Source organism: Leclercia sp. UBA2479, assembly GCF_002341985.1.
GTDB classification, from domain to species: domain Bacteria; phylum Pseudomonadota; class Gammaproteobacteria; order Enterobacterales; family Enterobacteriaceae; genus Enterobacter; species Enterobacter pneumoniae.
The window spans coordinates 230,395-250,513 of sequence record NZ_DDPB01000008.1 but is presented as its reverse complement, the minus strand read 5'-3'; the positions used below and the strand labels follow the sequence as shown (position 1 = coordinate 250,513).

Annotated in this window: 19 protein-coding genes; 10 read left to right on the top strand and 9 right to left on the bottom strand. The window is 54.9% G+C overall.

What is annotated here, in order from left to right:
- Positions 1-267 precede the first annotated feature (267 nt).
- Positions 268-2,868 carry an autotransporter outer membrane beta-barrel domain-containing protein gene (locus tag B3B59_RS09490; protein ID WP_286808812.1) on the top strand — a complete coding sequence of 867 codons (2,601 nt, stop codon included), beginning with the start codon at positions 268-270 and terminating at the stop codon, positions 2,866-2,868.
- 44 nt (positions 2,869-2,912) lie between these two features.
- Here the strand turns inward: B3B59_RS09490 and yghX are convergent, their stop codons facing one another.
- A complete protein-coding gene (yghX, locus tag B3B59_RS09485) occupies positions 2,913-3,800 on the bottom strand; it encodes a YghX family hydrolase (RefSeq protein ID WP_286808811.1) in 888 nt (295 codons plus the stop codon).
- A gap of 83 nt (positions 3,801-3,883) precedes the next feature.
- Between yghX and B3B59_RS09480 the strand changes: the two genes are divergently transcribed.
- Positions 3,884-4,924, top strand: a complete 1,041-nt coding sequence (locus tag B3B59_RS09480) for an aldo/keto reductase (RefSeq protein WP_286808809.1) — start codon at positions 3,884-3,886, stop codon at positions 4,922-4,924.
- A 47-nt stretch (positions 4,925-4,971) separates the two neighbouring features.
- Here the strand turns inward: B3B59_RS09480 and B3B59_RS09475 are convergent, their stop codons facing one another.
- Together B3B59_RS09475 and B3B59_RS09470 are read right to left on the bottom strand one after the other, a co-directional pair.
- Positions 4,972-5,463, bottom strand: a complete 492-nt coding sequence (locus B3B59_RS09475; protein ID WP_046886010.1) for a TIGR00645 family protein — start codon at positions 5,461-5,463, stop codon at positions 4,972-4,974.
- An 82-nt stretch (positions 5,464-5,545) separates the two neighbouring features.
- A complete protein-coding gene (locus B3B59_RS09470; RefSeq protein WP_046886009.1) occupies positions 5,546-6,049 on the bottom strand; it encodes an ESA_00282 family adhesion-associated protein in 504 nt (167 codons plus the stop codon).
- 101 nt (positions 6,050-6,150) lie between these two features.
- On the opposite strand from B3B59_RS09470, the gene B3B59_RS09465 reads away from it, so the two are divergent.
- The 3 genes from B3B59_RS09465 (at position 6,151) to B3B59_RS09455 (ending at position 8,041) form a co-directional block, all read left to right on the top strand.
- On the top strand, positions 6,151-6,555 hold the full coding sequence (locus B3B59_RS09465) for a hypothetical protein (protein WP_286808807.1): 405 nt from the start codon (positions 6,151-6,153) through the stop codon (positions 6,553-6,555).
- A 1-nt stretch (position 6,556) separates the two neighbouring features.
- On the top strand, positions 6,557-6,994 hold the full coding sequence (locus B3B59_RS09460) for a cytoplasmic protein (RefSeq protein ID WP_286808805.1): 438 nt from the start codon (positions 6,557-6,559) through the stop codon (positions 6,992-6,994).
- Between the two features lie 150 nt (positions 6,995-7,144).
- Positions 7,145-8,041, top strand: coding sequence for an SDR family oxidoreductase (locus B3B59_RS09455; protein WP_040074018.1), 897 nt, complete (start codon positions 7,145-7,147; stop codon positions 8,039-8,041).
- Positions 8,042-8,216: 175 nt separating this feature from the next.
- Here the strand turns inward: B3B59_RS09455 and exbD are convergent, their stop codons facing one another.
- Entirely contained in the window at positions 8,217-8,642 is a 426-nt protein-coding gene (gene exbD / locus B3B59_RS09450) for a TonB system transport protein ExbD (protein ID WP_040074017.1), read from the bottom strand.
- Positions 8,643-8,646: 4 nt separating this feature from the next.
- Positions 8,647-9,378, bottom strand: a complete 732-nt coding sequence (exbB, locus tag B3B59_RS09445) for a tol-pal system-associated acyl-CoA thioesterase (RefSeq protein WP_040074016.1) — start codon at positions 9,376-9,378, stop codon at positions 8,647-8,649.
- Between the two features lie 249 nt (positions 9,379-9,627).
- Between exbB and metC the strand changes: the two genes are divergently transcribed.
- Positions 9,628-10,815 (top strand): cystathionine beta-lyase, encoded by a 1,188-nt coding sequence (gene metC / locus B3B59_RS09440; protein WP_040074015.1) that lies wholly within the window; start codon positions 9,628-9,630, stop codon positions 10,813-10,815.
- Positions 10,816-10,956: 141 nt separating this feature from the next.
- Positions 10,957-11,616, top strand: coding sequence for a DedA family general envelope maintenance protein YghB (yghB, locus tag B3B59_RS09435; protein ID WP_286808803.1), 660 nt, complete (start codon positions 10,957-10,959; stop codon positions 11,614-11,616).
- 27 nt (positions 11,617-11,643) lie between these two features.
- Here yghB and B3B59_RS09430 read toward each other — a convergent pair whose 3' ends face one another.
- Positions 11,644-12,543: an AraC family transcriptional regulator gene (locus B3B59_RS09430; protein ID WP_040074013.1), complete on the bottom strand. Its 900-nt coding sequence runs from the start codon at positions 12,541-12,543 to the stop codon at positions 11,644-11,646.
- A gap of 194 nt (positions 12,544-12,737) precedes the next feature.
- On the opposite strand from B3B59_RS09430, the gene yqhD reads away from it, so the two are divergent.
- From yqhD to B3B59_RS09415, 3 genes are all read left to right on the top strand, one after another.
- Complete coding sequence (yqhD, locus tag B3B59_RS09425) at positions 12,738-13,901, top strand: alcohol dehydrogenase (protein ID WP_286808801.1); 1,164 nt, start codon at positions 12,738-12,740, stop codon at positions 13,899-13,901.
- A 107-nt stretch (positions 13,902-14,008) separates the two neighbouring features.
- Positions 14,009-14,836 (top strand): 2,5-didehydrogluconate reductase DkgA, encoded by an 828-nt coding sequence (dkgA, locus tag B3B59_RS09420; RefSeq protein ID WP_040074011.1) that lies wholly within the window; start codon positions 14,009-14,011, stop codon positions 14,834-14,836.
- 110 nt (positions 14,837-14,946) lie between these two features.
- Positions 14,947-15,420: a DUF3828 domain-containing protein gene (locus tag B3B59_RS09415; RefSeq protein WP_207292408.1), complete on the top strand. Its 474-nt coding sequence runs from the start codon at positions 14,947-14,949 to the stop codon at positions 15,418-15,420.
- 7 nt (positions 15,421-15,427) lie between these two features.
- On the opposite strand, the gene B3B59_RS09410 is transcribed toward B3B59_RS09415, so the two are convergent.
- From B3B59_RS09410 to plsC, 3 genes are all read right to left on the bottom strand, one after another.
- On the bottom strand, positions 15,428-17,605 hold the full coding sequence (locus tag B3B59_RS09410; protein ID WP_286808798.1) for a YgiQ family radical SAM protein: 2,178 nt from the start codon (positions 17,603-17,605) through the stop codon (positions 15,428-15,430).
- A gap of 191 nt (positions 17,606-17,796) precedes the next feature.
- Complete coding sequence (ftsP, locus tag B3B59_RS09405) at positions 17,797-19,209, bottom strand: cell division protein FtsP (protein ID WP_046885858.1); 1,413 nt, start codon at positions 19,207-19,209, stop codon at positions 17,797-17,799.
- A gap of 57 nt (positions 19,210-19,266) precedes the next feature.
- The gene (gene plsC / locus B3B59_RS09400) at positions 19,267-20,004 is read right to left on the bottom strand and encodes a 1-acylglycerol-3-phosphate O-acyltransferase (protein WP_040074007.1); all 738 of its coding nucleotides are present in this window, start codon (positions 20,002-20,004) and stop codon (positions 19,267-19,269) included.
- Positions 20,005-20,119 lie beyond the last annotated feature (115 nt).

Here is a 20,119-nt window from a genome sequence, read left to right as displayed (position 1 = left end):
GAAAGGATTAGGGTGTTGAGAAGCGTTGCCAATGAATCGCCCGCCTTCAGCCTAAAAGCCCCGCTTTTTGTACGTTAATAAAACCATCACATTCACCTTAAGAATATATTTATTTTGATTAATCAGGTTTAATTAGGTTAATTGCCATATTTTTAGCGCGGTCAATTTTTAAATTTCATTACATCCTTTACCCGTCAGACGTTTCTGAATTACGCAATTTTAAATTAAAAAGAGTCCACTTTTTTCTGGACTCAAAGAGGATTTGAAATGCGTCATTCCGTAAAACGGACAGTATTGTCACAATGTGTATTACTGGCTTTAACATCTTTCGCCGCGCAGGCCCAGGCGGGCACCGCCACCCCGTGTCAAAATGGTGATACGACCCAAACCTGCGGCCTCTCCCATTACGATGATGGCAATTATTATCAGGATAAGGGCGCGACTAACGCCGTTATGGCCGATAAAACCGCAACTGATATCTATATGGATGGTCACCGTTCGCCAACCGATAGCCAAACCTTAACCGTCTCTGGCACGGATATGACAGGCTATTATATTCAGGGCAGCACCGGCGGTACCGCCGATATTAATGTCACCAATAACGCTAAGGTGGATATGGTCGAAGTCGGATCGGCTAAGGATACTACCAATACTACGGTCAATATCGATCATGCCACCCTGAACGGTGAAAACAGCGCGATCAAATACGGCGGGAAAAATAAAAGCTATATGATGGGCGCCGCCATCTATGTTGACCCTCTTGATAAGGGGACCCACAACGTGAATGTCAGCAATGGCAGTGTCCTGCACGGCAGTATTATCAGCGCGGGGGCGGGCATGCAAAATATTGCTATCAGTAATAGCACCATGGACAACGCCGGCATTTATACCGGCAGTGCCACTTCGGATGTCACCGTCTCGCTGACCAACGCCACTCTCGACGCCAGCAACAGCCAGGTGGCGAAGAAGATGAAAACACTTGTGGACACACTGAGTAAGACCGAACCGTTCAGCGATATCAACCTGGATGCCTTTAGCGATGTGGCGATTGCGATGTATGGCACTACCCACGAAAGTTTAACCCTGAATAACAGTACCGTGACCGGGGATGTGGGCATCATCAATGATAAAGGTCAGGTCGATCTCTCCGTCACGAATAACAGCGTGGTGAATGGCAATGTGACCCTCAACGGCAATGCCACCGACACCATCCTGGTGGATAACAGCACCATTAATGGTGATGTGAATACCAGCCAGAATAGCGGCAATACCACGGTTACCCTGCAAAATAACGCCAACGTCAATGGCGATATCACCACCGGTACCGGCAACGATACCGTCGTGCTGGTCAATAACTCCCACGTCAGCGGCAACGTCTCAGGCGGTGACGGTACCGATACCTTATCCATGGATGCAGGCAGCTCTATATCCGGGCAGATTAATCAGTTCGAAACCATCAACACCACCAGCGCGAACAGCATTACTATCGATACCATTAACGATGCCACGAGCTGGAATCTACAAAATGGCTCACGTCTTGTCTCCGCTACCACGGGCAGTAATGCCGTTGTGAATATGAGTACCGATAGCTTTGTCGATTTCGGCCAGATTACCGGCAGCGACAACGCGGTCGTGGTGAATAACATCACCCCCTCGGCGCTGAATCAGCAAAACCTGGTGATCGGCACCTTTACGACAAACACAGAGGGTGCGCCACAAGATTACGCAGCCGCCCGTTTTACCAATGGTGAGCAGCAGGTTGAGAACCGGAGTGGAGCCTATAACTACGATAACAGCCTGGACATTGTCGCCGCCAATGGGGATGTCACCCCGCAAACGCTGCTCGCCGCAGACAACAGCCAGAGCTGGAATATCGTCTTTAACAGTGAGCGAGGCTCTCTGGCGAGCGATGTTCAGGGGCTGATCGCCGGGCTGGATGCCGCCGAACAGGCGGGCCACCAGGTCACCGACGACATCACCAGTCACCTGGATCGTCTGCATCTTGCTGCCCTGACCGGGACGCAGCAGGAGGGGGCGCAGGTATGGGGAGATTTCCTCTATCAGAACGGCACCTTCAGCAACGATGTGGATTACACCAGCATCACCCAGGGGGCGCAGGGCGGCGTAGACTGGACGCACGCGCTCGCCAACGGTGACAGCGTGACCGGCGGTATCGCCCTGGCCTGGACCCGCAGCCGCGTGGATGATACCCAGAGCGGCCCGGATAGCTTCAAAGATACCGTCTACGGTAACTATTACAGCCTCTATGGCGGCTGGCAGCAGGCTATGAATGGCCGTGACTGGGGCCTGTTCGCGGACGGTAGCTTCAGCTATGGCGATATGCGCTACACCCTCTCCGCCAACAACGTGACCGGCAACACCAGCGGCATGACCGAAGCCCTGCACGGTTCCACCGACGGCAACCTGTATATGGCTCAGGCGCGTGCTGGGGTGAACGTGCTCCTGCCAGGGGAGACGCTGCTACAGCCGTACGCCATTCTTGGCTGGGATCAGACCAAAGCCAACGGTTTCTCTGACAAAGAGGTGACCTTCGCCGATAGCCAGGTCTCCTCCTGGAACGGCGGCGCAGGGCTGCGTCTCTCCACCACCCTCACCGATCTCAATAAGAATGTGCAGATCACCCCCTGGGTGGATGCCCGCTTCCAGAAAGAGTTCAGCGATGATACGGATATCCAGGCGGCGGATTATCACGACACTCAGGGTCATAACAATACGATGGGCATGTTCGGTGCGGGGATCAACGCCACTGTTGCCCATAACTTCTCGGTCAATACGGGCATTTACTACGGCACCGGCGACGTGGATAACGACGCCAGCGTGCAGGCCGGTTTAAGCTATAGCTTCTGATAACGTTATGCCCGGTGCCCTTGCGCGCACCGGGCGCTTTGCGCTTAGCTCAGATACTTTTCAAACCATCCTAACGTGCGTTTCCACGCCAGTTCCGCTGCCGCTTCGTCGTAACGTGGCGTCGAGTCGTTATGAAAGCCATGATTCACGCCGGGGTAGATATAGGCCTCGTAAACCTTATTATTGGCTTTCAGCGCCGCCTCCCAGGCGGGCCAGCCTTCATTAATGTTTTTATCCAGTTCGGCAAAGTGCAGAAGCAACGGTGCCTTGACCTTCGCGGCATCTGCCGCCGGGGGCTGACGACCATAGAACGGGACGGCGCAGGCGAGCTCAGGCCAGGCGACCGCCGCCGCGTTAGAGACCCCGCCGCCATAACAAAATCCGGTTATCCCCACCTTGCCGGTGGCCTCCGGATGCTGCTGCATAAACGCAATAGCGGCAAAGAAATCGTTCATCAGTTTGGTGGGGTCGACCTTCTGCTGTAACACCTTCCCCTCTTCGTCGTTACCCGGATAGCCGCCGACTGAACTCAGGCCATCAGGCGCCAGGGCGATATACCCCGCCTTTGCGACCCGACGCGCAACGTCTTCGATATAGGGATTCAGGCCACGGTTCTCATGCACCACCACCACTGCCGGGATCTTGCCGGCGGCTTTGGCCGGTTTGACCAGATAGCCCCGCACTTCACCGTGACCCTCGGGCGAAGGATAGGTGATGTACTCCGGCACAATATCGGGATCGGTAAACTTCACCTGCTCTGCCAGGGCATAGTTGGGCTTGAGCATGTTAAACAGCGCCAGCGCCGTCACGCCGCCAACAGCATACTTTGCCGCCAGGTTGAGGAATTCGCGTTTGCTGATTTTGCCGTGGGCATAGTAGTCGTAGCAGTCGAGCAACTCTTGCGGAAAATCTTTGGCGGTGAGACGTGTCATAGCATATCTCCATGAATTGTGGGCTCTGTAAGGATAGAATGAAAACGCTGTTTCGAAAATTTATCGATAATAAAGGAGACATCATGCCCTGGAACGCCTCCCCCGAACGTTACGAAACCATGCAGTACCGCCGCTGTGGTAACAGCGGCCTGCGTCTGCCCGCACTGTCGCTGGGCTTATGGCACAGCTTCGGTCACGTTCATCCCCTCGAATCCCAGCGCGCCCTGCTGCGTAAAGCCTTCGACTGTGGGATCACCCACTTCGATCTCGCCAATAACTACGGCCCACCGCCGGGCAGCGCCGAGGAGAACTTTGGCCGTCTGCTGCGTCAGGATTTCGCCGCCTACCGCGACGAGCTGATTATCTCCACCAAAGCGGGATATGACATGTGGCCCGGCCCCTATGGCTCAGGCGGCTCGCGCAAGTATCTGCTCGCCAGTCTCGACCAGAGCCTTAGCCGGATGGGTCTGGATTACGTGGATATCTTTTACTCCCACCGGGTAGATGAGGCGACGCCCATGGAGGAGACCGCCTCTGCGCTGGCCCAGGCGGTGCAGAGCGGAAAAGCGCTCTATGTGGGTATCTCGTCCTACTCGCCCGAGCGGACGCAGAAGATGGCTGACTTACTGCGCGAGTGGAAAATTCCGCTCCTGATTCATCAGCCCTCTTACAACTTGCTGAACCGCTGGGTCGATAAAAGTGGATTACTGGATACGCTCAAGGCCAACGGCACGGGTTGTATCGCCTTTACCCCGCTGGCGCAGGGTCTGCTGACCGGCAAATACCTGAATGGCATTCCTGAAGGGTCGCGCATGCAGCGGGAAGGCAAAAAAGTGCGCGGACTGACGGAGAATATGCTGACCGAAGCGAACCTCGCCAGCCTGCGGTTACTAAATGAGATGGCGGAACAGCGCGGCCAGACCATGGCGCAGATGGCGCTGAGCTGGCTGTTAAAAGATGAGCGCGTTACATCAGTGCTTATCGGCGCCAGCCGACCAGAACAGCTGGAAGAGAATGCGAAGTCGCTGAATAACCTGCACTTTACCGCAGACGAGCTGGCGAGGATTGATCGTCATGTGGCGGATGGGGAGTTGAACTTGTGGCAGGCGTCGTCAGATAAATAGAGGTAAACGGACAGCCCCGCGCTACAGCAGGGCTGTCCGGGTTTGGCTTACTTGCTGCGATTCAGCTTATCCAGATACCCCATCACAAACGCCGACAACACGAACGTCAGGTGGATAATCACATACCACATCAATTTGTTATCCGGGATATTTTTGGCGTCCATAAACACCCGCAGCAGATGAATCGATGAGATTGCAACAATCGACGCCGCCACTTTGTTCTTCAGCGAAGACGCATCCATCTTGCCCAGCCAGTTGAGCTTCTCTTTATCGGCAGAGATATCCAGCTGAGAGACGAAGTTCTCGTAGCCAGAGAACATCACCATCACCAGCAGACCGCCCACCAGGGTCATGTCTACCAGCGACAGCAGAACGAGGATCAGATCGGATTCGGCGACGCTGAAAATATGGGGCAGGACGTGAAAGATTTCCTGAAAGAATTTAATACCGAGGGCAATTAACGCCAGCGAAAGGCCAAAATAGACCGGGGCTAATAACCAGCGGGAAGCATACATTGCGTTTTCGAAAAAGCGTTCCATAGGATCCTGTCCGCGAAAAAAAACCAGCGTGCAGTATATCGCAAGGAGGCAATTCGTATGCAACAACTAAACGATAAAGACCTTACACATGCTCAGGCTTAACCATCGGGCGCTGGTATTCCGGCCACACCAGCACTACCAGCGCCGGATAAGCCTCCATGCTAAATTCGCGGAAACACTGGCGCAGGTTCAGCACATCGAGATCGGAGTGGGAGACCTTTTCTCCGTTCAGGCAGCGCTTTTTGATATTATCGTAATATTTGTAGACCGCCGAGTTGAGATCGCTACAACGGCGTTGAGCGTCAAACAAGCCGGGAATACTATTTAATTCCGCCATGTTCATTCGTTTAATTGTGGCATGGAGAAAATCAATATATTCATGATTAACCCGCCAATACCACACCGGGGTAATGGCATTCATTAACAGCGAAAAATGGTCCTCCCCCTCCTCTTTGGACAGAGGCGGCGGCGGTGGCGAGGCCTGCCCGACTGCATCATTGCTGCTTTTATTGAAATCGCGCATCAATACAAGAACAACCGCAGTAAGCAATAACAATGTAATGACAGTATAAAAAATGCTGTTCATGAGAGGCTCCATTTTTTTTGATTTTAAATTTGCCTCATGTTATTGTCAACGAATCTCACGCTTCGAACAACCTCACCCCGTTGAATTTAAAGGACATATAAATGCTGCCTGAGAATCTGGTTCCGTCCAGGTTTCACATTTCTTCAGTGGAGCCGAAACAGGCGGAAGCAGAAACTGACGCTAATTTAACTAAGGGGAAAAGAACGCTCGCTGATTATGCGCCAGATATATTAATTGGCGTAACCCGCGATGGTCAGTCACGCAATATGTTGCTGGAAGAGCATGACCGTCATATTAAAGACCGTTTATTTCGCGTTTTTAAAATCGAGACCTTTGCCCGCCTGCTAAATGATCTGCAAGCTGAAGGGGAAATTGACGCGCAGGAACTAAGTCAAATATTGGCGGAAAAGACCGAAGAAATAAATGAAGCGGGTAATGAAATTTGGCTTAATTTAATTACCTGCGAAAAGGAAACGCCCCTTTTTTATCAACTTGAGGACGAATAAAATGAAAGAAGTTGATAATAACAATGTGTATTTGACTTTAGATGATAAAAATAGCGACGAGTTTATCTTAAAGCAGAATCTCGACACGCTTAAAATGATCAAAAATGAAGAGATGGCGCGCATCGCCAAAGAACTGGTATCGATTCCGGCCGCGCTGGTTCGTCTGAAGTGGCATAATCGTCGGGAAATTTATCCCCTGCAGGTCAAAGAAGAGATCTACGGCGCCACTCTCAGCGCCATAATTGAACGCCAGCCCGCGCTGAAAGATAAAATTATGGCCCGAATGGAGAGCAACTATCAGTATCTGCTGGCCCGCGAAACGGCCACCCTGCGCATTACGCGTAAACTTGCTGATGAGGGCTATCGCACCTCATGCGTCACTACCGTCGCGCTCGACGAGGAGTATCTGGCAAAGCATCAGCAAAACGACCCTGTCTGACCACCTTTTCTGCGTCACCCACTCGCCCGACTAACGTCTACCGCTTCGCTTCCCGTTGTAAAAAAACTTAAGGATTATCCTGAATATTTCTCAGAGTGCAGTTGATTCTCCTAAGCTTAGATTCTCTCTACGCAAACAAGGAGCGCAGTTATGGCTAAGAATCAAACCGAACTTCAGGACCCAACCACTCAGTACTACACCGGCGAGTATCCGCAGCAGAAGCAGCCTGCGCCGGGCGTTCAGTCGAAAATGGATCCGGTACCCGATTGCGGTGAGCAGAGCTATAAAGGCAGCGGCCGACTTCAGAATCGTAAGGCACTGGTGACAGGGGGCGACTCCGGTATCGGGCGTGCTGCCGCCATTGCTTACGCGCGTGAAGGGGCGGATGTGGCGATTAACTATCTGCCTGCCGAAGAAGAGGATGCGCAGCAAGTTAAGCAGCTGATTGAAGAGGCTGGCCGCAAAGCGGTGCTGTTACCCGGCGATTTGAGCGATGAGAGCTTTGCCCGCTCGCTGGTGCATAAAGCGCATGAGGCGCTGGGCGGACTGGACGTGCTGGCGCTGGTCGCGGGGAAACAGACGGCGGTCGAGGACATTGCCGACCTGACTACCCAACAATTTAAAGAGACCTACGCGGTGAACGTGCTGGCCCTCTTTTACATCACGCAGGAGGCGCTGCCGCTGTTGCCAGCCGGTGCGAGCATCATTACTACCTCCTCTATCCAGGCTTATCAGCCAAGTCCACACCTGTTGGATTACGCCTCTACCAAGGCAGCGATCCTTAACTACAGCCGCGGGCTGGCGAAGCAGGTGGCGGAGAAAGGGATTCGCGTGAACGTGGTGGCACCGGGTCCAATCTGGACAGCGCTGCAGATTTGTGGCGGCCAGCCGCAGGAGAAAATCCCGCAGTTTGGTCAGCAAACGCCGATGAAACGCGCCGGTCAGCCCGCAGAACTGGCGCCGGTATATGTTTATCTGGCAAGTCAGGAATCTAGCTATGTTACCGCAGAAGTGCATGGGGTATGCGGCGGGGAACATCTGGCATAATCCCTCTGCGGGCTGATGCCCTCACCCCGGCCCTCTCCCACAGGGAGAGGGAGTTAATACGCAAAAAGGCAACTGACGTTGCCTTTTTGTTTTGGCTTCTGTGCGGACTGATGTCCTCACCCGCGGGGAGAGGGAGCTGATAAGTAAAAAGGCAACTGACGTTGCCTTTTTACTTTTATTTCGCTGCCGTTTTCTCTTCGCCGACCAGACCAATCTTCAGATAACCTGCCTGGTGCAGCGTGTCCATTACCTTCATCATGGTTTCATAGTCGACGGTTTTATCGGCACGGAAGAAGACCGTCGTGTCTTTCTTGCCCTGCGTCAGCGCGTCGAGCGCCGGGATCACAGACGCATCGGTCACCGGGTCATTGCCCAGGAACATCGATTTATCTGCCTTAACGGACAGGTAGATCGGTTTTTCCGGACGCGGCTGTGGCTGGCTGGAGGAGGCCGGCAGATTCACCTTCACGTCTACCGTCGCCAGCGGCGCAGCAACCATGAAGATAATAAGCAGAACCAGCATAACGTCGATGAACGGCGTTACGTTGATTTCATGCATTTCACCGTTATCGTCCAGATTTTCATTAAGACGCATCGCCATACAATCAACCTACACGCAGTTTCGACGAGGAATGTACCGGCTTAACATTGCTGGCGTTGAGGTCCAGGTCACGGCTTTGCAGCAGCAGAACCTGTGCGGCAACATCGCCCAGCGTGGCTTTGTAGCTGCCAATCATGCGGGCAAAGACGTTATAGATAACCACGGCCGGGATTGCCGCAACCAGACCGATAGCCGTAGCCAGCAGCGCTTCTGCGATACCCGGTGCTACCACCGCCAGGTTAGTGGTCTGGGTCTGAGCGATACCGATGAAGCTGTTCATGATGCCCCAGACGGTACCGAACAGACCTACGAACGGCGAAATCGCCCCGATGGTCGCCAGATAGCCGTTACCGCGTCCCATATGACGGCCCACGGCAGCAACGCGACGTTCCAGGCGGAAACCTGTACGCTCTTTAATACCTTCGTTATCTTCACTGCCTGCAGAGAGTTCCAGCTCGTTCTGAGCTTCATTAACCAGAAGGCTGGTCAGGCTTTTCGCGTGGAAGGCGGAGGTCATGTCGCTGGCCTGATCCAGAGAGCGGGCTTCAGCCAGCTGCTGCTGTTCACGCTTAAGGCGACGCTTCTGGCTGATGAGCTCCACGCTCTTGCTGAAGAAGATGGCCCAGGTGACAACGGACGCCAGAATCAGGCCGATCATCACAATCTTAACCACGATGTCAGCATGATGGTACATGCCCCAGACGGAGAGGTCCGTCTGCATCAAATTATTACCCACTCTGTATCTCCAGGACGCAAATCACAAATTCTGAGCATAATAATATCAAAATATCTCCGAATTGATAGTAGTTCTCATTAGTATTTGCATACTGCATGAATTTGCCCTTTTTTTCCTTGCGCTTACGCAGGGAAAACTTTCATCGCCCTATTTTAAAAAATTATCTGTTTATTCTTCCAGCAAGAAGGCACACACTTTTACTTTCATGATAGTCTGGACGTCCAGACGTATAAAACAGGTTGCGCGAACATGACAGAGAAGCATCTTGATACCGCCCTCGTTCAGGCGGGACGCAGTAAAAAATATACCCTCGGCTCCGTTAACAGCGTCATTCAGCGCGCCTCCTCTTTAGTTTTCGATACCGTCGAGGCCAAAAAACAGGCCACCCGTAACCGTGCCAACGGTGAGCTGTTTTATGGACGCCGCGGCACCCTGACCCACTTCTCATTGCAGGAAGCCATGTGCGAACTGGAAGGCGGCGCAGGTTGTGCTCTCTTCCCTTGCGGCGCGGCGGCCGTGGCCAACACGATACTGGCGTTTGTCGAACAGGGTGATCACATCCTGATGACCAATACCGCCTACGAGCCGAGTCAGGACTTCTGTACCAAAATTCTGAGCAAGCTGGGAGTGACTACCGACTGGTTTGATCCCTCCATCGGGGCGGGGATTGCGGAACGTATTCAACCGAATACGCGCATCGTATTCCTGGAATCGCCGGGATCCATCACCATGGAAGTACACGATGTTCCCGCCATCGTGAAGGCGGTGCGCAGTAAAGCGCCTGATGCCATTATCATGATTGATAACACCTGGGCGGCGGGGGTGCTGTTTAAGGCACTGGACTTCGGTATCGATATCTCTATTCAGGCCGCCACGAAATACCTGATTGGCCACTCCGACGGCATGATTGGCACGGCGGTCGCCAATGAACGCTGCTGGGCACAGTTGCGCGAAAATGCCTATCTGATGGGGCAGATGGTCGATGCCGATACCGCCTATATGACCAGCCGTGGCCTGCGTACGCTTGCGGTGCGCCTGCGTCAGCACCATGAAAGTAGCCTGCTGGTGGCCCAGTGGCTGGCGCGACATCCGCAGGTTGAGCGGGTCAACCATCCGGCACTGCCGGGCAGCGTGGGCCATGAGTTTTGGCAACGTGACTTTACGGGCAGTAGCGGCCTCTTCTCCTTTATATTGAAAAAACGGCTGACTGACGACGAGCTGGCTACCTACCTGGATAACTTTACGCTGTTCAGCATGGCCTACTCCTGGGGCGGCTTTGAATCATTGATCCTGCCAAACCAGCCAGAGCAGATCCAGGCACTGCGGCCCGGCGGCGATGTCGACTTTACCGGCACCCTGATCCGTCTGCACATTGGGCTGGAAAGCGTGGACGATTTAATTGCCGATTTAGCAGCAGGATTCGAGCGCATCGTGTAGAGTGCGGGCTGTAAACGACTCCTGGACCTCTTTTTGCACACCACCAGCAGAAATGTCTGTATTTGTTGCGCCCGGGATCAACCCCCGCGCGCGAAAATGGGAGTACAATAGACCGATACATGCTGTTCCACAGGAAAGTCCATGGCTGTCATCCAGGAAATTATTGCCGCGCTCTGGCAACACGATTTTGCAGCGCTGGCAGACCCGCATATCGTCGGGATTGTCTATTTTGTTATGTTCGCAACGCTGTTTCTCGAAAATGGATTGCTGCCAGCCTCGTTTTTACCCGGTGACAGCCTGCTGCTTCTGGCAGGCGCGCTAATTGGCAAAGGCGTTATGGACTTCGCCCCCACGATGGTGATTTTGACCTCCGCCGCCAGCCTCGGCTGTTGGTTGAGCTATCTGCAAGGTCGCTGGCTGGGCAATACACGGATTGTGAAGAGTTGGCTGGCGCAGTTGCCACATAAATATCACCAGCGCGCCACCTGCATGTTTGATCGACATGGCCTGCTGGCCTTGCTGGCCGGGCGTTTTCTGGCCTTTGTCCGCACCCTGTTGCCGACGATGGCGGGGATCTCAGGCCTGTCGAATCGCCGTTTCCAGTTCTTTAACTGGTTAAGTGCCCTGCTGTGGGTTGGGGTCGTTACCACCTTTGGTTATGCCCTGAGCATGATTCCGTTCGTGAAACGACACGAAGACCAGGTGATGACCTTCCTGATGATTCTGCCTCTGTTTCTTCTGGTGGCAGGCTTAATCGGCACCCTGGTCGTGGTGATCCGCAAAAAATACTGCCGCGCCTGATTTCGCCCTCTCCAACAGGAGAGGGTGTTACATCCCCTGCATCATACGAATTCTGGCCGCATCTTCCCCCGGCGTCACACCAAAATAGCGCTTAAACTCGCGGCTGAATTGCGACGCACTCTCATACCCTACGCGCATCGCCGCCGCGCTGGCTTTCATGCCATCGTGGATCATCATCATCCGCGCCTTATGCAGACGATAGGTTTTTAAATATTGCAGCGGCGAGGTGCTGGTCACCGATTTAAAGTTATGGTGAAACGCCGAAACGCTCATGTTTGCCTCGGCGGCCAGTTGGTCAACGCTCAGGTTTTCGGTGTACTGACTCTCGATCCGTTTTAGCACCCGGCTGATCAGACTAAAGTGCGTCTGACGGCTGACCAGCGCCAGTAACGCGCCGCCGCCCGGCCCCAGCAGCACGTGATACAGAATTTCACGAATGATCTGCTTGCCCAGGATGCGGGCATCCAGCGGGCGCTCCATCACATCCAGCAGACGTTCAATGGCACAGAGGATCTCATCGGTGAGGGTCGCGGAATTGATGCCGCTCGCCGCCATCATCGGACGGAAAAGCGCATCTTCGCCGATATCCATCAACAGCTCCTGCAGCTGCAAAATATCCACGTTCAGGCGGATCCCCGCCAGCGGTACTGCCTCTGTCGCGAAGGTTTCACATTCGAAGGGTAAAGGTACGGTGAGCAGCAGGTACTCGTTGGTGTCGTAACGAAACACGCGCTCGTTGATATAGCCAATTTTATGCCCGGAAAAGAGAAAAACGATGCCTGGCTGATACATCACCGGCGTACGCGTACCGGGTTGCGTCCCGTAAAGCAGACGAACATCGGGCAACAGATGGTTAAGATTATTTTCATTAACTTTCAGTCTGTTAATCTGCGCCGTTAATAGCTGACAGGTCTCCTGACGGTTCATTTTCGCGGGCTCCAGAGGGCAATTTTGATGCTGGCATTGTGCGCATATTTTCGCATTTTCTCCAGTGCGATGTAGAAATGGGCAAGACATCGGCAGGAATGTGCATTGAGAGACGCGCCCCCCCTCTTCACAATGGACACCATCAGGCAGCACTCTGCGCCGCCACGTTTTCCACCCACTTAAGGGAACGAGCAATGAACAATTTTAATCTCCATACCCCAACCCGCATCCTGTTTGGTAAAGGCGCCATCGCTGATCTGCGTGACCAGATCCCGGCCGACGCCCGCGTTCTGATTACCTACGGCGGCGGCAGCGTGAAAAAAACCGGTGTTCTGGATCAGGTTTACAGCGCGCTGCAAGGGCTGGATGTGCGTGAATTTGGCGGTATTGAACCGAACCCGTCCTACGAAACCCTGATGAATGCGGTCAAGATCGCCCGCGACGAACAAATTACCTTCCTGCTGGCGGTAGGCGGGGGCTCCGTACTGGATGGCACCAAATTTATCGCCGCCGCGGCCCACTATGCTGACGGCATCGACCCTTGGGAGATCCTGCAAACCGGTGGGAGCAACATTACCAGCGCCATCCCGATGGGCTCCGTGCTGACGCTGCCGGCAACCGGCTCAGAATCTAACAAAGGGGCGGTTATCTCCCGTAAAAGCACCGGTGACAAACAGGCCTTTATGAACGAACACGTTCAGCCGGTCTTCGCGGTGCTGGATCCGGTTTATACCTACACGCTGCCGCCGCGCCAGGTCGTCAACGGCGTTGTGGACGCCTTTGTTCACACCGTAGAGCAGTACGTGACGTATCCGGTAAATGGCAAAATTCAGGATCGTTTCGCGGAAGGCATTCTGCTGACGCTGATTGAAGAAGGCCCGAAAGCGCTGGCAGAACCCGAAAACTACGATGTGCGTGCCAACGTCATGTGGGCCGCGACCCAGGCGCTGAACGGCCTGATTGGCGCGGGCGTCCCCCAGGACTGGGCAACCCATATGCTGGGGCATGAACTGACCGCAATGCACGGACTGGATCACGCCCAGACCCTGGCAGTCGTGCTGCCTGCCCTGTGGAATGAGAAGCGCGAGACCAAACGCGCCAAACTGCTGCAATACGCAGAACGCGTCTGGAACATCACCCGCGGCACCGAAGATGAGCGTATCGATGCGGCCATCCTCGCCACCCGCAACTTCTTCGAGCAGATGGGCGCTCCGACCCGCCTGTCCGATTATGGCCTCGACGGCAGCTCTATCCCTGCCCTGCTGGCAAAACTTGAAGAGCACGGCATGACGCAGCTGGGCGAGCAGAAAGATATTACCCTGGAGGTGAGCCGCCGTATCTACGAGGCCGCACGCTAAGCGTTTTTACGTGCCTGCCTTTCGTTTTTCGGCATTTCGACCAGACTTAATGCACACCACGCCGCCGGGGGCACGCTCCCGGTAGCTGAGCAAATGGAGGAGGAAAGATGGCAAACCCAACCTTAATCAAGCTTCAGGACGGGAACGTAATGCCCCAGCTGGGGCTCGGCGTATGGAAAGCCGGTAACGATGAAGTCGTGTCCGCCATTCATAAAGCACTGGAAGTGGGCTACCGATCAATTGATACCGCTGCTGCCTACAAAAACGAAGAGGGTGTCGGCACCGCGCTCGCCAGCGCTGGCTTGCCGCGCGAAGAGCTTTTTATCACCACCAAGCTCTGGAACGATGACCAGAAACGCCCGCGCGAAGCGTTAGAGGAGAGCCTGGAGAAGCTGCAACTCGATTTCGTCGACCTCTATCTGATGCACTGGCCGGTCCCGGCGATTGACCACTACGTAGAGGCCTGGAAAGGGCTTATCGAACTGCAAAAATCGGGTCTGGCAAAGAGCATTGGCGTTTGCAATTTCCAGGTCCATCACCTGCAACGTCTGATTGATGAAACGGGCGTCGCCCCGGTGATTAACCAGATTGAGCTCCACCCGCTGATGCAGCAGCGTCAGCTTCATGCCTGGAATGCGACTCACAAAATCCAGACCGAATCCTGGAGCCCACTGGCGCAAGGCGGCGAAGGGGTGTTTGATCAGAAGATCATTCGCGATCTGGCCGAGAAGTATGGCAAAACCCCGGCGCAGATTGTCATTCGCTGGCACCTCGACTGCGGTCTGGTGGTGATCCCGAAATCGGTCACCCCTTCGCGTATTGTCGAGAACTTCAATGTCTGGGACTTCCGCCTCGATAAAGATGAGCTGGGCGAGATAGCGAAGCTGGAACAGGGCAAGCGACTAGGGCCGGATCCCGATCAGTTTGGTGGTTAAATTCCGAAAAGCCCCCGGTTATACCGGGGGTTGTTATTTTCGGCCTGACTGAAGATCTAGAGTGCATTTAATATCGGGACGTTTTCCCTACACTGAAAAAGGATTTTTCAATGAAAAAACGTCTCGCGATCTCTCTCGCCCTGCTGCCTTTTTTTACCTGGGCGCAGCCTGCTCAATCCCCACAGGATTTTATTACCCTGCTGTATAACGACGATGGGGTGAATCTGGAGCAGCTCTACTCTCCGGCTATGAGAAATATTCTGCATGAAAACATCCGTGTCACGCCACACGATAAGGTGCCCTACCTGAACTTCAATCCGCTGTGCGGCTGTCAGGACGGGGAAGTGAAGCTGCAGAAGGTTTCCGGCGTTAGCCCTGACAAGCGCGGGAGACATGAGACTGTCCTGCAGGTGTTTTATACGCTATCCGACGAGAGGGAACGGACGCTGATCCTGAAGCTTGTCCCGGACGGGATGTCATGGAAGATCGATGATTTCGTCTACCCGGAGATGGGCAGCCTGAAAATGAAACTGCAGGAAGTGTCGGCCAGCCTGGTGAAACAGGCCAGCCGAAAATCGTCCTGAGGGTCGATTAAGATGAGGCTTTACGCTTCGCCGGCTTCTTAACCCCTGCGCTGCCATGAGAACGCTGATGCGCAATCGGCGTGTGTTTGGTCAGCGCCGGACGCGTATGGCGATTCTGACGACGTGCTTCGCGCATCTCGTCGAGCGTTGGCGCGGGTACCAGGCAGTCGCGGCGAGAACCGATCAAGTGCTTTTTACCCATCTCTTCCAGCGCCTGACGGATCAGCGGCCAGTTAGCCGGATCGTGATAACGCAACAGCGCTTTATGCAGACGGCGCTGTTTGTCCCCTCTCGGCACCACCACCTCTTCACTTTTATAACCAATCTTACTCAGCGGGTTCTTGCCGGTGTAATACATGGTGGTCGAATTCGCGAGCGGCGACGGGTAGAAGTTCTGCACCTGATCCAGACGGAAGCGACGCTGTTTCAGCCACAGGGCCAGATTCACCATGTCTTCATCTCGCGTGCCGGGGTGCGCGGAAATGAAGTACGGGATCAGATACTGCTCTTTGCCCGCCTGCTTTGAGTAGGTGTCAAACAGCGCTTTGAAGCGATCGTAGCTGCCCATCCCCGGCTTCATCATCTTCGACAGCGGGCCCTCTTCCGTGTGCTCCGGGGCAATCTTCAGATAACCACCGACGTGGTGCGTCGCCAGCTCTTTGATATAACGCGGATCTTCCACGGCGATGTCGTAACGCACGCCGGAGGCGATCAGGATCTTCTTGATGCCTTTCAGATCGCGGGCTCGGCGATAGAGGTTGATCGTCGGCTCGTGGTTGGTGTCCATGTGCTCGCAAATGCTCGGATAGACACAGGATAAACGACGACAGGTCTGCTCCGCGCGCGGCGATTTACAGCGCAGCATGTACATGTTGGCGGTTGGGCCGCCGAGATCGGAGATCACGCCGGTAAAGCCCGGCACGGTGTCGCGAATGGCTTCGATTTCGTTAACGATCGACTCTTCAGAACGGCTCTGAATAATGCGCCCTTCGTGCTCGGTAATGGAGCAGAAGGAGCAGCCGCCAAAACAGCCACGCATAATATTGACCGAAAAACGGATCATCTCATAGGCCGGGATGCGGGCGTTACCGTATGAGGGGTGCGGCACACGCTTGTACGGCAGCGCAAAGACGCTGTCCATCTCTTCGGTAGAGAGCGGTATTGCCGGCGGGTTAACCCAGATATAGCGTTCCCCGTGCTTTTGCATCAGTGCACGCGCGCACCCCGGGTTGGTTTCGTGGTGCAGAATACGGGAGGCATGGGCGTACAGCACTTTGTCGCTTTTGACCTTCTCGAAGGACGGGAGCAGAACGTAGGTCTTTTCCCAGGGCTTCGGACGCGGCGGCTGAACCACAACGGCTTTCGCTTCGGCTTTTTTGGGTTCAACCGGTTTGTTATCTGCACAGGGCAGATCGTCGCCGTACGGGTGTGGGATCGGATCGATTTTGCCCGGCATATCGATGATACGGGAATCGACTCCGCTCCAGCCCGGCAGCGCCTCTTTGACCATGATCGCCGTGTTACGTACATCGCGGATGTTCCCTACCGGTTCGCCCTGGGCGAGACGGTGAGCGACTTCCACCAGCGGACGCTCACCGTTACCGAAGATCAGCATGTCGGCTTTTGAATCCACCAGCACCGAGCGGCGCACGGTATCAGACCAGTAATCGTAATGCGCGGTACGGCGCAGGCTCGCTTCAATTCCGCCGAGGATGACCGGCACCTCTTTCCACGCTTCTTTGCATCGTTGGGTATAGACGAGCGTGGCGCGATCGGGACGTTTACCTGCCACGTTGTCGGCGGTATAGGCGTCGTCATGACGCAGTTTACGATCGGCGGTGTAGCGGTTAATCATGGAGTCCATGTTGCCCGCGGTCACGCCGAAAAAGAGGTTGGGTTTGCCCAGACGCATAAAGTCGTCTTTGCTGTTCCAGTCCGGCTGGGAGATGATCCCCACGCGGAAGCCCTGCGCTTCCAGCATACGGCCGCAGATGGCCATTCCGAAGCTCGGGTGATCGACGTAGGCGTCACCGGTCACCAGTATAATGTCGCAACTGTCCCAGCCCAGTTGATCCATCTCTTCACGAGACATTGGCAGAAAGGGTGCCGGTCCAAAACAGGCTGCCCAGTATTGCGGCCAGGAGAAGAGGTCTCGATCCGGCTGGATCAAGGAGATTGCGCTCATAGTGCTTCCGAAGAAAAAATAGACAAAAGGGCCGGGATTATACGCTGGAACAGAGGGGGAATTGAAGGGGGAATGTGCGGGCTTTTTCCCCTCACCCTAGCCCTCTCCCCAGGGGAGAGGGAACGGTCATGTGCGGTTTTGGCCCTTTTTCTCCCTCTCCCTCCGGGAGAGGGCCGGGGTGAGGGTAAAACTTACGGCGCCGGGTTCACCAGCATCTGCCCCACCGAGCCGCGATCCGCCATCTCCAGCGTCTGGCTATGGAACAGGAACGGGAAGTGCGGCCACGAAGGTTGACCATAATAGACCAGCAGCTCAACCTGCCCGTCGATCCAGACCGTATCTTTCCAGCCCCTGTCTTCCGGGAAAGGCATCGCGCCATTCACATTGCGGATCAGGAAGCTTACCCCTTCGATATGGAACGACTGCGGCATGTCCGCGCGCACCGTCCAGCGCTCCCAGGTGCCCTGCTGAGCGGTGATATCGATGCGGTTAATGTCCCACAGCGTCCCGTTAATACCCGGGTCGTCGCCCAGGCTGATATCCCGGCTACGCACCGGCGACCCGGAGAGGATCTCCTCCGACAGCAGGCGCATCGGCAGGCTGTCGGTCACCAGCGGTAACAGGCCAGTCGGGCGCAGGGTTAAAACCAGCGTCGACACCAGAATACTGGAGGGCTCAAAGAAGCCGCGAATACGATCGACAATACCCGCCGCTTCACCGCAGGTAATCGACACTTCGTCGCCGTTGGTCATATCCACGAGAATTTCGCGGCGTTCACCCGGCGCCAGGGCCAGCTGTTTGACGGATACCGGTGCCGGTAAAAAGCCCTGATCGCTCGCGATAACGTGTAAGGCCCGACCGTCGCTCATTTGCAGTTGATAGCGTCGGGAGTTTGAGGCGTTCAGCAAGCGCAGACGCACCCAGCCGCGGGATACCTCAACGTATGGGCTCTGGGCACCGTTAACCAGCAGGGTGTCACCCACAAAGCCCCCGCTCCCCGGCTCGCTGTATTCAGGCGTGCCGAAATTATCCAGCCGTTTATCCTGGATAATAATCGGGAAATCATCCACGCCGTAGTGGTTCGGAATAGGCAGCGATTTGCTGACCTCGTCCTCAATCAACCACATTCCCGCCAGGCCGTTGTAAACCTGCTGGGCAGTGCGGTTAGGGGTATTCGCATGATACCAGAGCGTCGCCGCACGCTGGCGCACTGGCAGCACCGGCGCCCAGTCGGCGCTCGGGGACATCATGCGCGGCGCGCCACCCAGCAGCGGGCCTGGCACCTGCAAACCGCTGATGGTCATGGCGACGTTTTCGGCCAGACGGTTGCTGTAGATCAGCTTCACGTCATCGCCGCTCCAGACACGCACCGTCGGCCCGAGATAGCGGCCATTAATACCCCAGACGGGCGCACGTGTGCCCTGGCTAAAGGACCAGTGGCTCCGTTGCAGCGTCAGAAAAAGGGGCTGACCACGACGGGATTCGAGTAACGGCGGGATGGGCAGCGGCTGTTGCTGCCCGGCGGCGTTTGCCCTCAGTGGAACCGCACCTGCACACAAGGCGATTCCGGATGCCTGAATAAACTGACGGCGACTGAGTGACATATTGGCTCCATGTAATACAAACGAACAAGGCGGGAAGTCGTTTCCCTTTCATCCGGCTTAAACCTTGCCGGCAGCTTCTCTTTCAGCAACTTCTTTATTGAGTGCCTCATACTTATTCAGCATGAGCTCACGGCAGTGGGTTGCCAGTTCACGCACCTGATCTTTGCCATACTTGCTGACGTCGACAGGCGGCAGCATTTCGACAATCACCAGCCCATTATTCAGGCGGTTAAGATTAATCTTATTCGAAGTATTGGAAACGCACACAGGAATAATTGGAACACCTGCCGCAATAGCGGCGTGAAATGCGCCCGTTTTAAACGGCAGCAGGCCGCGACCACGGCTGCGAGTACCTTCCGGGAACATCCAGATTGAAATCTTGCGCTTTTTAAAGTGATTGACCACTTCAGCAATGGTGCTGTGCGCTTTGGCGCGGTTATTACGGTCGATCAGCAGATTGCCGGTCAGCCAGTAAAGCTGGCCGAAGAACGGGATCCACAGCAGGCTTTTTTTCCCGACGGTCACCGTCGGCGGCTGCACAATCTTGGCGGCGGTGACCATATCGTAATTGTTCTGATGGTTGGCGATATAGATAGCGTTGCCATACTGCTCTGCCCCCTCGGGTTTGCGCAGCTCCACTTTCAGGCCGAACAGCGGCGATAAACGGCCAAACATATGGCCAAACGTCGCGACATGTTTTGGATTACGCGGGCTGAACAAGCACCAGATAGAGCCAAAAATACAGACCAGAATGCAGTAGATGACGGTAAGAATGATTCGAATAATTAATAGCATAGCGACCTCAAAAGCCCTGACAGCGGATAATGGTATGTCAATTTCAGTCAGGACCTGGATTACGAACGGATCCGCAAACCCGTATTGTTAATCGCAACGCACGAATTAACAACGG

Excerpts from the sequence above, each read along its gene's own strand:
- B3B59_RS09490 (WP_286808812.1), top strand. The coding sequence starts at position 268 with ATGCGTCATTCCGTAAAACGGACAGTATTGTCACAATGTGTATTACTG.
- yghX (WP_286808811.1), bottom strand. The coding sequence starts at position 3,800 with ATGACACGTCTCACCGCCAAAGATTTTCCGCAAGAGTTGCTCGACTGC.
- B3B59_RS09480 (WP_286808809.1), top strand. The coding sequence starts at position 3,884 with ATGCCCTGGAACGCCTCCCCCGAACGTTACGAAACCATGCAGTACCGC.
- B3B59_RS09475 (WP_046886010.1), bottom strand. The coding sequence starts at position 5,463 with ATGGAACGCTTTTTCGAAAACGCAATGTATGCTTCCCGCTGGTTATTA.
- B3B59_RS09470 (WP_046886009.1), bottom strand. The coding sequence starts at position 6,049 with ATGAACAGCATTTTTTATACTGTCATTACATTGTTATTGCTTACTGCG.
- B3B59_RS09465 (WP_286808807.1), top strand. The coding sequence starts at position 6,151 with ATGCTGCCTGAGAATCTGGTTCCGTCCAGGTTTCACATTTCTTCAGTG.
- B3B59_RS09460 (WP_286808805.1), top strand. The coding sequence starts at position 6,557 with ATGAAAGAAGTTGATAATAACAATGTGTATTTGACTTTAGATGATAAA.
- B3B59_RS09455 (WP_040074018.1), top strand. The coding sequence starts at position 7,145 with ATGGCTAAGAATCAAACCGAACTTCAGGACCCAACCACTCAGTACTAC.
- exbD (WP_040074017.1), bottom strand. The coding sequence starts at position 8,642 with ATGGCGATGCGTCTTAATGAAAATCTGGACGATAACGGTGAAATGCAT.
- metC (WP_040074015.1), top strand. The coding sequence starts at position 9,628 with ATGACAGAGAAGCATCTTGATACCGCCCTCGTTCAGGCGGGACGCAGT.
- yghB (WP_286808803.1), top strand. The coding sequence starts at position 10,957 with ATGGCTGTCATCCAGGAAATTATTGCCGCGCTCTGGCAACACGATTTT.
- B3B59_RS09430 (WP_040074013.1), bottom strand. The coding sequence starts at position 12,543 with ATGAACCGTCAGGAGACCTGTCAGCTATTAACGGCGCAGATTAACAGA.
- yqhD (WP_286808801.1), top strand. The coding sequence starts at position 12,738 with ATGAACAATTTTAATCTCCATACCCCAACCCGCATCCTGTTTGGTAAA.
- dkgA (WP_040074011.1), top strand. The coding sequence starts at position 14,009 with ATGGCAAACCCAACCTTAATCAAGCTTCAGGACGGGAACGTAATGCCC.
- B3B59_RS09415 (WP_207292408.1), top strand. The coding sequence starts at position 14,947 with ATGAAAAAACGTCTCGCGATCTCTCTCGCCCTGCTGCCTTTTTTTACC.
- B3B59_RS09410 (WP_286808798.1), bottom strand. The coding sequence starts at position 17,605 with ATGAGCGCAATCTCCTTGATCCAGCCGGATCGAGACCTCTTCTCCTGG.
- ftsP (WP_046885858.1), bottom strand. The coding sequence starts at position 19,209 with ATGTCACTCAGTCGCCGTCAGTTTATTCAGGCATCCGGAATCGCCTTG.
- plsC (WP_040074007.1), bottom strand. The coding sequence starts at position 20,004 with ATGCTATTAATTATTCGAATCATTCTTACCGTCATCTACTGCATTCTG.